The 13,727-nt window shown below is 66.8% G+C and carries 13 protein-coding genes and 1 pseudogene; 6 read left to right on the forward strand and 8 right to left on the reverse strand.

The window, feature by feature from the left end; all coding sequences use genetic code 11:
* Positions 1-189: 189 nt before the first annotated feature.
* The gene (locus AC1DKQ_RS19540) at positions 190-945 is read right to left on the reverse strand and encodes a FadR/GntR family transcriptional regulator (RefSeq protein ID WP_476885337.1); all 756 of its coding nucleotides are present in this window, start codon (positions 943-945) and stop codon (positions 190-192) included.
* A 213-nt stretch (positions 946-1,158) separates the two neighbouring features.
* Here AC1DKQ_RS19540 and AC1DKQ_RS19545 point away from each other — a divergent pair, with 213 nt between their 5' ends.
* From AC1DKQ_RS19545 to AC1DKQ_RS19570, 6 genes are all read left to right on the forward strand, one after another.
* Positions 1,159-2,523 (forward strand): MFS transporter, encoded by a 1,365-nt coding sequence (locus tag AC1DKQ_RS19545; RefSeq protein WP_476919905.1) that lies wholly within the window; start codon positions 1,159-1,161, stop codon positions 2,521-2,523.
* A 152-nt stretch (positions 2,524-2,675) separates the two neighbouring features.
* Positions 2,676-4,421, forward strand: coding sequence for a dihydroxyacetone kinase family protein (locus tag AC1DKQ_RS19550; RefSeq protein WP_476885339.1), 1,746 nt, complete (start codon positions 2,676-2,678; stop codon positions 4,419-4,421).
* Positions 4,418-4,888 carry a ribose-5-phosphate isomerase gene (locus tag AC1DKQ_RS19555; RefSeq protein WP_277527939.1) on the forward strand — a complete coding sequence of 157 codons (471 nt, stop codon included), beginning with the start codon at positions 4,418-4,420 and terminating at the stop codon, positions 4,886-4,888. The genes AC1DKQ_RS19550 and AC1DKQ_RS19555 overlap by 4 nt, the downstream gene beginning before the upstream one ends.
* Complete coding sequence (locus tag AC1DKQ_RS19560) at positions 4,872-5,690, forward strand: triose-phosphate isomerase family protein (protein ID WP_476919906.1); 819 nt, start codon at positions 4,872-4,874, stop codon at positions 5,688-5,690. The genes AC1DKQ_RS19555 and AC1DKQ_RS19560 overlap by 17 nt, the downstream gene beginning before the upstream one ends.
* Positions 5,687-6,532, forward strand: coding sequence for a sugar phosphate isomerase/epimerase family protein (locus AC1DKQ_RS19565; RefSeq protein ID WP_476885341.1), 846 nt, complete (start codon positions 5,687-5,689; stop codon positions 6,530-6,532). Before AC1DKQ_RS19560 ends, AC1DKQ_RS19565 begins: the two co-directional genes overlap by 4 nt.
* Before the next feature lies 1 nt (position 6,533).
* Positions 6,534-7,394, forward strand: a complete 861-nt coding sequence (locus AC1DKQ_RS19570) for a phosphogluconate dehydrogenase C-terminal domain-containing protein (RefSeq protein WP_476919907.1) — start codon at positions 6,534-6,536, stop codon at positions 7,392-7,394.
* Positions 7,395-7,569: 175 nt separating this feature from the next.
* Here AC1DKQ_RS19570 and AC1DKQ_RS19575 read toward each other — a convergent pair whose 3' ends face one another.
* The 7 genes and pseudogenes from AC1DKQ_RS19575 to AC1DKQ_RS19605 all read right to left on the reverse strand — a co-directional run bounded on the left by AC1DKQ_RS19575 (position 7,570) and on the right by AC1DKQ_RS19605 (position 13,666).
* Positions 7,570-8,211 carry an NADPH-dependent F420 reductase gene (locus tag AC1DKQ_RS19575; RefSeq protein ID WP_476885343.1) on the reverse strand — a complete coding sequence of 214 codons (642 nt, stop codon included), beginning with the start codon at positions 8,209-8,211 and terminating at the stop codon, positions 7,570-7,572.
* 184 nt (positions 8,212-8,395) lie between these two features.
* Positions 8,396-8,581 (reverse strand): hypothetical protein, encoded by a 186-nt coding sequence (locus AC1DKQ_RS19580; RefSeq protein ID WP_476885344.1) that lies wholly within the window; start codon positions 8,579-8,581, stop codon positions 8,396-8,398.
* Positions 8,582-8,945: 364 nt separating this feature from the next.
* Positions 8,946-9,211: pseudogene (locus AC1DKQ_RS19585) on the reverse strand (LssY C-terminal domain-containing protein); the annotation flags it as partial.
* Between the two features lie 42 nt (positions 9,212-9,253).
* Complete coding sequence (locus tag AC1DKQ_RS19590; protein WP_476919908.1) at positions 9,254-10,579, reverse strand: S8 family peptidase; 1,326 nt, start codon at positions 10,577-10,579, stop codon at positions 9,254-9,256.
* A 241-nt stretch (positions 10,580-10,820) separates the two neighbouring features.
* A complete protein-coding gene (locus AC1DKQ_RS19595; RefSeq protein WP_476919913.1) occupies positions 10,821-12,170 on the reverse strand; it encodes an ammonium transporter in 1,350 nt (449 codons plus the stop codon).
* A 207-nt stretch (positions 12,171-12,377) separates the two neighbouring features.
* Complete coding sequence (locus AC1DKQ_RS19600) at positions 12,378-13,391, reverse strand: CapA family protein (RefSeq protein WP_476919909.1); 1,014 nt, start codon at positions 13,389-13,391, stop codon at positions 12,378-12,380.
* Between the two features lie 32 nt (positions 13,392-13,423).
* Positions 13,424-13,666, reverse strand: coding sequence for a DUF2630 family protein (locus AC1DKQ_RS19605; protein ID WP_277527951.1), 243 nt, complete (start codon positions 13,664-13,666; stop codon positions 13,424-13,426).
* Positions 13,667-13,727: the final 61 nt, after the last annotated feature.

The raw sequence follows: 13,727 nt of genomic DNA on the forward strand, positions 1-13,727 counted from the left end.
CCGGAACGCGCTGAATGGTCAGAGGACGCACGCGAACGACCGCCCGGTCACGTTCCCGGAGTGCGCACCCTGCCGAAGTCGCCGGAAAGCTGCGAACTCGCCGGAACGTTCCGGCGAGCCCGCAGGCTTCCGGCGATTTCGCGTGACGGGGGCGTGCTGGGGCGGCCGTGCCGAGGCCGGCGCGGGGCGTCAGTCTGTGGCGGCCTGGTCGGCGTCGAACCCGGCCAGGAGGCGCCGCGAGGCCGTGTCCATGTGGGAGCGCATGGCCGCCGTCACGGCAGCCTCGTCCCGCGATTCCAGGGCGTGGAAGATCTCCCGGTGCTCGGCCAGGGCGGCCGCCGCGTGCCCCTCATCCGTCAAGGCGCGGTCTACCCAGATGCGCAGCAGCGAGCGGATGCTCTGCAGCAGTTCCTGCAGGACCTGGTTGCCGGAGGCGGCGGCAATTTCGCGGTGGAAGGCGGCGTCGGCCTCCACGAACGTTGCGAGGTCATCGAGGCTGTGCTCCATGGTGGCCAGATTTTCGCGCATCCGGTCCAGGGCGTCGTCGGTAATCCGCTGGGCCGCGAGCTGGCCGGCCTGAACCTCGAGTCCGCCGCGCAGTTCGACGAGTTCCCGCGTCCGGGGCGCGCCCAGCATGAGGCCCCAGCTCAGCGTGCGGGGGAGGAGCTCGGAAATGCCGTCGCGCAGGTAGGTCCCGGAACCCGGACGTACGATCACAATCCCGAGGATCTCCAACGCGGCGAGGGCCTCGCGGACCGCGGAGCGCCCGACCCCCAGCGATGCGGCGAGCTGGCGCTCGGCTGGCAGGCGGGTTCCGACGGCGATCTCGCCGCTCGTGAAGTAGCCCAGAAGCCGTTCGGCGACTTCGGAGACAACCGATCCTTGCTCCATGGAACCGAGCGCGGCACTGATTTTGGCCGTGGAAGCGGCGGAATTAACGGACACCTTCCCAGCGTAACAACCAGGGCAGGCGCAGCCGCGCAGACTTTACCTTCAGACATAAACATGTCAACCGGTTGACCAATTTGGGGTCTGCCCTTTATGGTGTTAATCACACGCTTAGTACCGGCCCGCCAGCTTTCCCGAACTAGGCACCGAGACACATCCCAAGGCATCCACCGCAGGCCGCCGTTGGGAGACCAACATCTAGGAGTCAATGTGGACACCACACAATCGGTGGTCGAAAGATCTGCAATCAAGAAGGTGGCATATCGGCTGGTGCCGTTTGTCGCTCTGATGTTCTTCATCAATTACCTCGATCGGACGGCTATCGCCTTTGCCGGCCCCAACGGCATGAACGCCGATCTGGGCCTCTCGGCCGCCCAGTTCGGCTTCGCGTCCGGGGTCTTCTTCATCGGCTACATCCTGCTGGAAATCCCCAGCAATCTGGCCCTGCACAGGTTCGGCGCCCGCCGCTGGCTGTCCCGCATTATGGTCAGCTGGGGCATCGTCTCCCTGCTGTTCGTCTGGGTCAGCAGCGTGGAGGGGCTCTATATTCTGCGCTTCGCTCTGGGTGTGGCCGAAGCCGGCTTCTTTCCCGGCGCCATTCTCTTCCTGAGCCTGTGGGTCCCGTCCCGTCACCGCAGCAAGATCCTGGCCCTGTTCTACTTGGCCCAGCCGCTGACCACGGTCATCGGTGCACCACTTGCCGGTTGGCTCATTCAGCAGGAGGGCCTCTTCGGACTCGACGGCTGGCGCGTGATGTACCTCGGCGTATCGATTCCGGCCATCGTCGTCGGCATCATCGCCTGGTTCTACCTCGCCGATTCCCCGGCCAAGGCCAGGTGGCTCAACCCGGACGAAAAGACGTGGCTGACCAACGCCCTGGAGACGGAAAAGAAGGAAACAACGGCGAGCCACAAGCACGTCAGCGCCCGCACTGTCTTCTCCAACGGCAGGGTCTGGATGCTGTCCGCCATCTACTTCGGCTTCATCTACGGCCTCTATGCGCTGGCGTTCTTCCTGCCCACCATCATCGCCGGCTTCGAAAGCCAATACGGCAGCAAGTTCGATGTGCTCCAAAAGGGCCTCATCACGGCCATCCCGTACGTGTTCGCGGCCCTTGCCCTCTACTTCTGGTCCAAGGACGCCACTAAACGCGGCGTCAAGACCTGGCACATCGCCTTGCCCGCCCTCATCGGCGGCCTGAGCGTCCCGCTGGCCCTGTTTGCCGGCTCGCCGGCCGCGACCATCGCCGTCATCACCGTCACGGCCATGGCCATCTTTGCCGCACTGCCCAACTTCTGGACCGTTCCCACCCAGTTCCTCACCGGAGCGGCGGCCGCAGCCGGCATCGCCCTGATCAACACGGTGGGCAACCTGGCCGGCTTCAGCGCCGGCTTCGTTACCGGCTGGCTCAAGGACTGGACCGGCGGCTACACCGTCCCGATGTTCGTCGTCGGCGGCTTCCTGCTCCTTTCCGGCGTCCTCATGGTGGTGCTCAGCCGCTCCGGCAAGATCAGCGAAGGCGTACCCGCTGAAGCCCTGGATCCCACCGGGGCCGGACACCACGCCGAGCCGTAACAGACCCGGGGGCGTCCCCCTCACCCGGGGACGTCCCCGCACCAATCCGCGCCGGCGCACGCTTACCCGCCGCAGGCACGTCCGCCACCACCAGCCGGCGTCCCAAGAACAATTTCCCCCAGCTAGCCTCTAAATATTCCGGGAGACACCGCATGACCCGCCTGTTCAATGAACCTTCAGCCTTCGCTGACGAGATGATCGAGGGCTTCGTTGCCTCCCACAGTCGCTGGGTCAAGCGCGTTACCGGAGGTGTCGTCCGCAACACCCGCAGCGCACCCGGCACCGCTGCCCTGGTGATCGGCGGCGGCTCCGGACACTACCCGGCCTTTGCCGGGCTCGTGGGCCAGGGCCTCGCCCATGGTGCCGCGATGGGCAACCTGTTCGCTTCCCCGTCCGCGCAGCAGATCTACAACGTGGCGAAAGCCGCCAGCAACGGCGGCGGTGTGCTGCTCGGTTACGGCAACTACGCCGGTGACGTCCTGCACTTCAACCAGGCCCAGGACCGGCTCCGCAAGGAGGGAATCGACTGCCGGAGCATCGCTGTTACGGATGACGTCTCCTCCGCACCGCCGGCCGAACGCGCCAAGCGCAGGGGCATCGCCGGTGACCTGACGGTCTTCAAGGTCGCCGCCGCGGCAGCGGAAGCCGGCTACTCCATGGACGCCACGCTGGAGATCGCCGAACGCGCCAACCACCGGACCCGCTCCTTCGGCGTTGCCTTCAGCGGGTGCACCCTGCCCGGCGCCGACCACCCGCTCTTCTCCGTCCCGGAAGGCCGCATGGCCGTAGGGATGGGCATCCACGGCGAACCCGGCATCGGGGAAACGGACATCCCGACGGCGGACGAACTCGCCGAGCTGCTGGTCAGCAGCCTCCTGGCAGAAGTTCCGGACGGCGTCGAGGACGGTGCCGCTCCCGGTGGAGCACGGCGCGTCGTCCCCATCCTCAACGGCCTGGGCAGCGTCAAGTACGAGGAACTCTTCGTGGTCTACCGCCGCGTCGCCCGGCTCCTCGCCGAGGCCGGCCTGGACGCCGTGGACCCGCAGGTGGGCGAACTGGTCACCAGCTTCGACATGGCCGGCACCTCCCTGACCCTGTTCTGGCTCGACGACGAACTCGAATCCCTCTGGCACGCGCCCGCCGACGCCCCGGCCTTCCGCCGCGGTGCCGTGACCGCCGAGGCCCTTGAGGCCACCGAATTCGCCGACCTCGCCGAGGTCGAAGCGCCGATCCCGGCAGCTTCCGACGAATCCCGTGCCGGGGCCCTCCGGGTACTGGCAGCGCTCGGCGCCGCCAAGGACGTGGTGGACGCCAACGCCGAGGAGCTCGGCAGGATTGACGCCATCGCCGGCGATGGCGACCACGGCATCGGCATGGAACGCGGAGTCGGGGCGGCTGTCACTGCCGCAGCGGACGCCGTCGCCCGCGGCGCGGGAGCCGCCACCACCCTCCGCCTCGCAGGTGACGCCTGGGCCGACAAAGCCGGCGGCACCTCCGGCGCCCTGTGGGGCATGGCCCTGCACGCCGTCGCAGACGCACTGGGCGACTCCAAGGCTCCCGACGCCGCCGCTGTCGCCGACGGCGTGGCCGCCGCCGCCGCCGCGATCATGGACTTCGGCAAGGCCAAGCCAGGGGACAAGACCCTGGTGGACGTCCTGGTCCCGTTCCGTGACGCCCTCAGCGCCGGTGTCAGCACCGGAGGGTCCCTCACACAGGCCTGGGGGACGGCGGCAGGGGTTGCCGAACAGGCGGCCGAAAACACCGCCCAGCTGCTGCCGCTCATGGGACGCGCCCGCCCTCACGCCGATAAGAGCCTCGGCACCCCCGATGCCGGCGCCGTCTCCATGGCGCTGATCGTACGAGCCATTCACAACACCCTCACCAAGGAGAACGCATGAGCGCCAAACTGCGCCTGGTCATCGGAGCCGACGACGCTGGATTCGACTACAAGGAGGCCCTCAAAGCCGATCTCGAGGCCAGTGACCTCGTCGAATCGGTCCACGACGTGGGCGTGGATGCCACCAGCCACACTCCCTACCCATCCGTGGCCATCGCGGCTGCCGAACTCATCGCCGCCGGCAAGGCGGACCGCGCCCTCCTGGTCTGCGGCACCGGGCTCGGCGTCGCGATCGCCGCAAACAAGGTCCCCGGGATCCGGGCCGTCACGGCCCACGACAGCTACTCCGTGGAGCGTTCGATCCTGAGCAACAACGCCCAGGTGCTCACCTTCGGCCAGCGCGTCGTCGGCCTGGAGCTCGCCCGCCGGCTCGCCCGCGAATGGCTCACCTACACCTTCGACGAAACCTCCGCCTCGGCCGAAAAAGTCACACTAATTAAGGACTACGAGGGTGTCACTTCCTGCTAAGACAGCAACAAAACCGAAGGCAATCATCGGCGTCAGCCTGAAGATGTACTTCGGCTACGAACGCACGCTCGAATACTGCCGCGAGGTGGCCACCATCGCTTTCGCGCATCCGGCGGTCCAGAGCGGCGACATCGAACTGTTCGTGCTGCCCACCTTGCCTGTACTGCCCGAAGCGGCCCGCATCCTCGGAACCGCCGGGGCAGCGGCCGGAGCCCAGGACATCTTCTGGGAGGACGAAGGACCCTACACCGGGGAGATAGGCGGCAAGACCGTTGCTGAACTCGGCGGCCGCTACACAGAGGTGGGCCACGCAGAAAGGCGCCGGATCTTCGGCGAGGATGACAGGATCATCGGCCTCAAGACCGCCGCCGCCTACCGCAACCGGCTCACCCCGGTACTCTGCGTCGGCGAGCTTCAGCCCGGTTCCGTGGAGGAAGCCATCCGGACTTGCTCAGCGGACATCGACGCCGCGCTCAACCGGGCCCGGTCCCTGGGACCGGCAGCGCGGACCATTGTGGCCTACGAACCGCAATGGGCCATCGGCGCCCCGGAACCGGCCACGCCGGAGTACATCAGCGCCGTCAGCGCCGGCCTGGACGCGCACCTGCGCTCCCTGCCGGGGCAGGCCGACAGCCGGGTCATCTACGGCGGAAGCGCCGGCCCGGGCCTGATCGGACGGCTCGATGAAGCCGTCGCCGGGCTGTTCCTGGGCCGCTTCGCCCACGACCCTAAGGCCCTGAAGACCATCCTGGACGAGACCGCCGAACGGCTGGGCCTGCTGAGCGGAAGGGCGGCAGCATGAGCACCATCGGCCAGGGATCTGGAAACGGTTCAAGGATCGGATCTGGTTCAAGAATTGGATTGAGCAGCTACGCCTTCTTCTGGCAGCTCTCGGAGAAGGTTTCGGAGCCGCTCAGCCTCCGCGAGGCGCTGGAGCGCACAGCGGCCCTCGGCGTGGACCTCTTTCAGATCTGCGACTACGCACCGCTCGAAGCCATGGGCGAAGCGGAACTGAAAGACATCCGGGCCACGGCTGACTCGCTGGGGATCGCGCTGGAACTGGGCACCAAGGGCATCCGGCCGGAACACCTCCGGAAGTTCCTGCGAATCGCCGGGATCCTGGGCGCGCCGCTTTTGCGGACCATGTTCAACGTCCCGGGCCACACCCCGACACCGGACGAAGCCGTGGCGATCTTCAAGGACGTGCTGCCGGAGTTCGAGGCCGCCGGGGTGAAAATCGCGGTGGAAACCTACGAGCAAGTTCCCACGGCCCGGATCCTGGAGGTCATCCGCCGCGTCGGCAGCCCCTCCCTGGGCATCTGCAGCGATCCCGCCAACACCGTGGCGGCGCTGGAGTTCCCGCGTGAGGTGATTGACGCCGTCGCGCCCTATGTCCTGAACATGCACATCAAAGACTTTGCGTTCAGCCGCAAGGAGGGGTGGGTCGGGTTCACATACTCCGGCGCCCCCCTCGGCGAGGGACTTCTCGACTATGACTACATGGCCGGAAAGCTTCAGCCCAAAGAAAGAAACATCAACCAAATTGTCGAGCACTGGCTGCCGTGGCAGGACTCCGAAGAAGAGACCATCCGCCGCGAAAACCAGTGGACCCAGCAAAGCCTCGATTTCCTAAGGAGCAAGTGAAATGTCAGCAGAAAAATTGACCGTCGCCGTCATCGGGGCCGGAGGCAAAATGGGGCTGCGTGTTTCAGCCAACCTCCAGAAGAGCGCCCACACCGTCTTCTACAGCGAGAACTCGCCTGCCGGACAGGAGCGCGTCCGCGCCGAAGGACGGGAAATCAGCAGCACAGCGGATGCGATCAAGGACGCCGATGTCGTGATCCTCGCCGTCCCGGACACCGTACTGGGCGTCGTTTCCCAGGGTGTCGTCCCGCAGTTGAAGTCGGGCGCCATCCTGCTCACCCTGGACCCGGCCGCCGCCTACGCCGGCCTCTTGGCCAAGCGCGACGACGTGGTCCAGGCCGTGGCGCACCCGTGCCACCCGTCTGTGTTCCTGGAACGCACCACCAAGGAGGAATGGGCCGACACCTTCGGCGGACAGGGCGCCCCGCAGAACGTCGTGGCCGCGATCGACGAGGACGCCTCCGGGGCCGCCCGCGCCGCCGCCGAGGCGACCATCAAGGTTATCTACGCCCCCGTGATCGACGTCCACTGGGTCACCGTGAAGCAGCTCGCCATCCTCGAACCCACCCTCGTGGAGACGGTGGCCTGCATGATCGGCACCCTGCTCAAGGAAGCCCTGCACGAGACCGTGCACACCGCCGGCGTCCCCGAGGAAGCCGCCAAGGCCATGCTGTTCGGGCACGTCCAGATCGCCCTGACCAACGCCCTGCGCGGTTCCAACCCGTTCTCCGAGGCCTGCGAAATCGCCATCCAGTACGGCAAGGACACCATCATCAAGGACGACTGGAAGAAGATCTTCGACGACTCCGAGCTCGACTACGTGATCGCCAAGATGCTCAGGCTCGACGCCGTCAAGCGCTGAGTCGTCCGACGCACCACTGCGCGGGGCGGCCCGCTCCCGGCCCAGTTCGCCGGAAACCTGTCCGTTCGCCGGAACGTTCCGGCGAACTCGTGGGCTTCCGGCGAATTCGCGCGTGGGATCCGGGGGCCCGGGAGCGCGCGGGGCACGGACCGATCGCGCGTCGGATCCGGGAGTGTCAGATGGTGCGCGGGGCCTTGGCCAGGTTCTCGGCCAGCTCGGCTGCGTTCTGCCGGATCACGTAGGCGGGGCGGTCCCGTTCAGTGCGCCAGCTTTCGGACAGCGGACCCATGCTGACGGTGTCGAAGCCGAATTCGTCATAGAGCCTGGTGACAAGCTCAGCCGCTTCCGGGAAATCGCTCGCCGTGGCCAGGGCCCGGCGGTTGGGTGTGCCGGCCGGTGTGCCGTCCTTGGTGATCTGGGAGTACCCGATGTGGTTGAAGGCCTTCGCTACCTTGGACTGGGGCAGGTGCTCCTGCAGTAGGCCGGAAGTGGTGGCCTTGCCGGCATCCAAAGCCGGCACATGCCCGTCGCGTTCCCAGTAGTAGTTATTGGTGTCCAGGACGATCTTGCCCGCTAGCGGTTCCACGGGCACGTCCGGGATGCTCTTAAGCGGCACGGAGACGACGGCGAAGTCGCCCGCTGCTGCAGTTTCGGCCGGGGTTGCGGCCCGGGCTTTGGGCCCCAGCTCCGCGATGAGGTCCGCGAGGGTTTCCGGACCCCGCGAGTTGCTGATCACGACGTCGTAGCCGAGTTCGACGGCCTTGCGGGCGATCTGGCCGCCGATGTGTCCTGCACCGATGATTCCGATTGTTGTCATGTCCGGGCCAACACGCAGGCATGCGAAGATATTTCGCTCGTTACCGGTTGTGTCTTGCCGGGACTGTCAGGGGCCAGACCCGCCGAGGTCGCCGGAAACGCGCCCACTCGCCGGAAAGTTCCGGCGAACTCGTAGGTTTCCGGCGAAGTCGCGCCTCGGGGCCGTCAATGGCGCGTCGGGGAAGCTACGGCCCGGTTCTGCCGCCTGGCACGGCGTTGCCCTGGGCTCCGGTGCCCGGTTCGTCGTCGATGTCCGGGCCCTCTGCCGCGTCCTGGGAATGGGCCCGGTCGTCAAAGGGTTCAGCCGTTGCATCGCCCTCGGCGGGGGTCTCGCTGTGGGCGCGCTCCGGCGCCTCTGAGTCTTCCCTCATGTCCGCTCCTCTGCTGCAATGCTGGAATGGTTGTCGGCTCTTGAACATCTAGCTCCCGCACCAAGAGGGCTGTCAAGACCTGCCGGATGCTTGGAGATTCAGAACGGTGCCCGGCCGCAGGGACGGCTCGAATCCCGTTTGGGTTCTTTGCTGGGGTGCAGGGCATAGTCGCGGGACCGTTTGCTGGAGAGCGCCAGAAGCAACAGGATGTCCAGGGTCAGGCCGGGCAGGTTGGACTGCAGCGTGATGTCCGGACCGCCGTGGAAGACATCGACGGCCTGGGCGCAGATGGCGGCCGTGCTGATGCGGTGTCGGCTCCGGTGATGGCGCCGACCACGTGGTCGCGTTCGGCGTCGGTGTTCTAGTCGATCTTGTGGGTGATCTGCAGGGTAAACAGGGACAGCCCGACGCTGCGGTCATAGGTGCCGGCGCCAGCCAGTCGACGGCCACTCCGCCGGGCACCAGCCAGCCGGCCGGGCAGCGCCAGAAACGGACGTGGTGCCGCTTGCCCGGGGTGCCGTCGACTCCCTGCTGGTAGGCAAAATCCTGCTGGCGGCCGAACAGGAACAAGGGACTGACCGGGGCCTGGAGATAGCTGCGGCGCAGGAGGGTGGAGGAGGCCCGCCGCCTGGGACCGGCAACATCCCGGCCAGCGACCTCATGCCCGTTCCGTCAGAAGCTCGTCGTCTGCGTCAGATAGCCGTAATACCGCGACCCGATCGGGTGGACAGGATCGCCGCCGTAACCGTAGTCGTTGTGCCGCTTCGTGTAAGACTTCGTCGCGTGCAGATAATCCGCCATGACCTGCTCGGCTGAACCCGTGCATTCGTTCTGGCTGATGCACAGGGCAACGGACCCTGCCACGGCCGGGCTGGCGAAGCTGGTGCCGTTGCTGACGTTGTAGCCGCCGGGCCAGGTGGAAAGCATGCACATTCCGGGCCCGGAGACCGTGTGGGCCTCGTCAGCTTTCGTGGTGGCGAAGTTGGAGAAGAATGCCGGCTGGTCATCCTTTTGCCCGTACTTCGAGAAGTCGTCGGCGCCGCAGCTGGGGGCTGCTTTGCCGCCGGCCTTTCCGTCGAAGTCGCCCATGGCGGTGGCGGTCAGCACCTGGTCGTACGTGGCCGGCACTGTGTTGGCGAAGTCCATGCCCTCGTTGCCGGCCGCGACAGCGTAGGTGACGCCGGCCTCGACAGAACGGCAGATGGCGTAGTGCATCGGGTCAGTGCCCTTGCCGCAGTTGGGCGTATCCGGAGCGCCGCCGGCGATGCTGATGTTGGCCACGGCGATGTCGTTGTCCTCGTTATCGTCCGTGCGCGTCGAGGTCACCCAGTCAATGGCGCAGATCAGGCTCTGCTCGGAGATCAGGCCGTTGTTGTCGACCACACGGACGGACCACAGCGGCGTGCCCGGGGCGGTCCCGATGACACCTTGTTGGTTGTTCCGGGCGCCGATTACACCCGCCACAAATGTCCCGTGCCCCAAAACGTCCACGGGGGTCACATCCACGGGCGAGCCGGACTGGCAGTCAACGCCGCCCTTGACGTTCAGGTCCGGATGGGTCGCATCGATGCCGCTGTCGATCACGGCGACGTTGACATCGATCTTGGCAGGCCCCTTGTCGAGGGCCTTCCGGACGTCCGAGTCGGTTCCGGCGATCCGCTCGCGCCAAAACGGCGTCTTCTGGGTGGCCGCGGACCCAAGATCCCGCGGTTGCTGGAATGTGCGGCCCGGAGTGACGAAGTCAACGTTGGGGTCGGTCTGGAGGCGTTGCGCCTGGGACGCCGTCATGGTCGCCGAGTAGCCCTTCACGGCGCTGAGGTAGAGCTTCGACGCCGTGAATCCGTAGGCGCTTTGCTGGGCGGCCGCCGCGGCTCCAGCGTTCACGACCCCGTCCTTGAGCACCACAATGTAGTTTTGCGCCTTCTGGGCCGCAGAGGAGGGGGCCGCGGTCGCCAGACCGAAGCACGAGACCAGCGCAACCACTGTCAGCGAGGCCATCGCCCGCCGGAACCGAAGCCGGTCAGGTCTGGGATAAGCACTGCGCCGGTGTCTGCGCGGGACCCGCGCCACCGATGGTAGCTGCGGGTCTGATGCCTTGCGGCTGGCTTGGCTGAACATCGTGGCCTCCCATTAAGCGAGTTCGCTAATTCGAGTGCCCCCCGCCCATATCTTAGGCCTCCGGCCGCGTCTTACACCCGGGCCCTTTGGAAAAACTTGCGCCGGGCTTTTGGCCGATGCCTCAGACCAGGCTGTCTTCCTTTGCAGGTGCGGGTGCACGTTCAGGTGCGGGTGCGTTCTCCGGCGCCCGGGCGGCCGCGTGGGCTGCCGTTGCTGTGCGGACGGCTTGCGCCGGGCGGACATGGTGGCCGAACGGGCTGAACCGGCTGAAACCGAGTTCGGCGAAGGCATACGCGGTCTCGGCGTGCTCGGACCGGTCGACGCCGGCGAGCTCGTCCTCACGGCTGACCCGGAACCCGAGCGTCTTGTGGATGGCGAGTCCGATCACCGCGGTCCCCAGACCGGACACCGCCACGGTGATGAGGACGGCCACGGTCTGCGCGATGAGCTGGTGGAGCCCTCCGCCGTAAAACAGCCCGCCCCCTGCACCGTCCACCGGAAGGGCAATGAAGCCCAGGGCGAGCGTGCCGATGAGGCCGCCGCCAAGGTGGACGCCCACGACGTCGAGCGAGTCGTCGAAGCCAAACTTGAACTTCAGATCCACGAACACCACACAAGCCGCACCGGCCACGAAGCCGAGGCCCAGTGCGGCGAGGGGGCTGATGTTGGCGCACGACGGCGTGATCGCCACGAGGCCGGCAACGGCGCCCGACGCGGCGCCCAGGGAGGTGTGGTGGCCGTGGCGGATCTTCTCCACGACCAGCCAGCTGATCATGGCCGCCGCGGGGGCGGCCAGGGTGTTTACCCAGATCAGGCCGGCCTGCTCCACGGTAGTGGCGGCGCCGGCGTTGAAGCCGAACCAGCCAAACCACAGGATGCCCGCGCCGAGCATGATGAAGGGAATGTTGTGGGGGCGGTGGCTGGGGTCCTTGCCGAAGCCGTGCCGGTTGCCCAGGATCAGGACCAAAACCAGGGCCGCGGTTCCGGACACGATTTCCACCACGGTGCCGCCGGCGAAGTCGATGACCTGGCCAAAGACGGCACTCACGGCACCGCCGGCACTCATAAGGCCGCCGCCCCAGACCATGAAGGCCAACGGGCAATAGACGAGGGTGATCCAGATGGGCACGAACAGGGCCCAGGAGGTGAATTTAGCGCGGTCCGCGATGGCGCCGCTGATGAGGGCCACGGTGAGGATGGCAAATGTGGCGCTGTAGCCGGCCTTGATCAAGTCGGGCGAACCGATGAGGCCGCTCAGGCCGAAGTTGGCGAACGGGTTGCCGAACACGCCGAGGACGCCCTGCCCGGTGCTCATCGAGTAGCCCCAGAGAACCCACACCACGCCGACAATCCCGATGGAGACGAAGCTCATCATCATCATGTTGAGCGAGGCCTTGGCCCGCGTCATGCCGCCGTAAAAGAGGCCCAGTGCAGGGGTCATCAGCAGAACGAGCGCCGCCGAAATAATCATCCAGACGCTTCCAGCAGTGAGTTCCACCGGGGTCCCTTCTCGTCAGTCTTCCGTACCGGGACACGTCGCCGCCGGCCCCCCGGTCCGTGTTCAATGGTCGCGGAGCCATGTTTCCGGCAGTGGGGCGAAAAGTTGCGGGCACGTTACGGGATTCGCGGCGGCGTGAAGTTCGCGTGACCGGCATGTTTCAGGAATGTAAACGGGGCCTCAAACTCCGGCCGGTTTGTCGAGCGGTATCTCCAGGCAACGGCCGGATGCGTTCCAGCTGCTCAGAGTGCCCAGGTGGCCGCTCAGCCGCTGCATCCGGGCGGCAATATCGGGCGCCGATTCCCGGGCAAGCCGTGCCTGACATCCGGCGATGATGGTGGGGTACAGCCGAAGCGTGCGCGGTGTGCCACCGTCAGTGTCGAGCATGAACAAGAATGACTGGTCATTGCGCTCGACGGGGTCCACCGCATAGTCGTCAATGAAGTCCCCGGCGCTGTAGATGACGGGGCGGTTCCGGTGGATCCCGACGCCGCGGAAAATGTGCGGCGAGTGGCCGAACACGAGGTCGGCTCCGGCCTCGATGAGGTCCCGGGCGAGGTCCTGATGCCGGGCCGGGGCGTCGTGGCCCCAATTGCCGCCCCAATGGGCTGACACGATGAGGCACTGGACGCGGGCCTTCGTCCTGCCGACCAGGCCCAACAGGCCGTCCACACGGCCGTCCGGTCCTGCCCCGCCGGGCCGGCCGCCGTCGTCGTCCACCGGAACGTAGTAGACCCCGGGAGTCGCGGCGCCGGCCTCCCAGCCGGGCTCGTTGTCCGTGAAGGCAATGAATCCGACGGCGGTGCTGCCCACGCGCCGCACTGCCGGCCGGCGGGCTGCGTCCAGGTCCGGGCCGGCGCCGGCATGCAGGACGCCGCGGCCGTCCAGCGCAGGCAGCATTTCCCGGAACGCGTCCTGGCCAAAATCCAGGACGTGGTTGTTGGCGAGCGAGACGACGTCGATCCCGGCGGCGAGGAGGCTGGCCACGTTCTTCGGGTCCGAGCGGAAGTGGAAGACCTTGCCGGGCTCGGGCTCGCCGCCGGACGCCAGGACGCACTCGAGGTTGGCGATGCGGACATCCGCCTGCCGCAGTAGCTCCAGCGTGTCGCCCCACGGATAGGCCGGCCGAACCGTGGCCAGGTGCTGGTTCACCAGGCGGCCCAGCATGACGTCTCCCAGCAACGCAATCTGCACGGCCAGCCGGTCCGTCAGGTCATGGCCAGGGGCTAGCTCTGGTAGCCCTCAACCTCGCTGACCGGCCGCACCTCCGCCTCGTCGGGGTTCTCACCGTAGTCCTTTTTGGCGCGCCGCTGGCGGAGCAGATCCCAGCACTGATCCAGCTGTTCTTCCACCTGCTGCAGCCTGAGAATGTCCGGGGCTCCGGCCCCGGCGGCCTGCGAGCCTTCGCGGAGGCCGTGTTCTTCCTCCACCAGGGCTTTGATGCGCTCCAGGATGTCTTGGTTGTCCACAGTGTCCTCTTTTCGTCCGACGGCGGCGGGTCCCCTTCTCTTGGCGGGTCCCTTTTCAGCG

This window comes from Arthrobacter sp. 05L421, from assembly GCF_056397785.1.

Bases quoted from the DNA above. Each gene is read 5' to 3' on its own strand.
- AC1DKQ_RS19550 (WP_476885339.1), top strand. From the start codon at position 2,676: ATGACCCGCCTGTTCAATGAACCTTCAGCCTTCGCTGACGAGATGATC.
- AC1DKQ_RS19555 (WP_277527939.1), top strand. From the start codon at position 4,418: ATGAGCGCCAAACTGCGCCTGGTCATCGGAGCCGACGACGCTGGATTC.
- AC1DKQ_RS19565 (WP_476885341.1), top strand. From the start codon at position 5,687: ATGAGCACCATCGGCCAGGGATCTGGAAACGGTTCAAGGATCGGATCT.
- AC1DKQ_RS19570 (WP_476919907.1), top strand. From the start codon at position 6,534: ATGTCAGCAGAAAAATTGACCGTCGCCGTCATCGGGGCCGGAGGCAAA.
- AC1DKQ_RS19575 (WP_476885343.1), bottom strand. From the start codon at position 8,211: ATGACAACAATCGGAATCATCGGTGCAGGACACATCGGCGGCCAGATC.
- AC1DKQ_RS19580 (WP_476885344.1), bottom strand. From the start codon at position 8,581: ATGAGGGAAGACTCAGAGGCGCCGGAGCGCGCCCACAGCGAGACCCCC.
- AC1DKQ_RS19590 (WP_476919908.1), bottom strand. From the start codon at position 10,579: ATGGCCTCGCTGACAGTGGTTGCGCTGGTCTCGTGCTTCGGTCTGGCG.
- AC1DKQ_RS19595 (WP_476919913.1), bottom strand. From the start codon at position 12,170: ATGATTATTTCGGCGGCGCTCGTTCTGCTGATGACCCCTGCACTGGGC.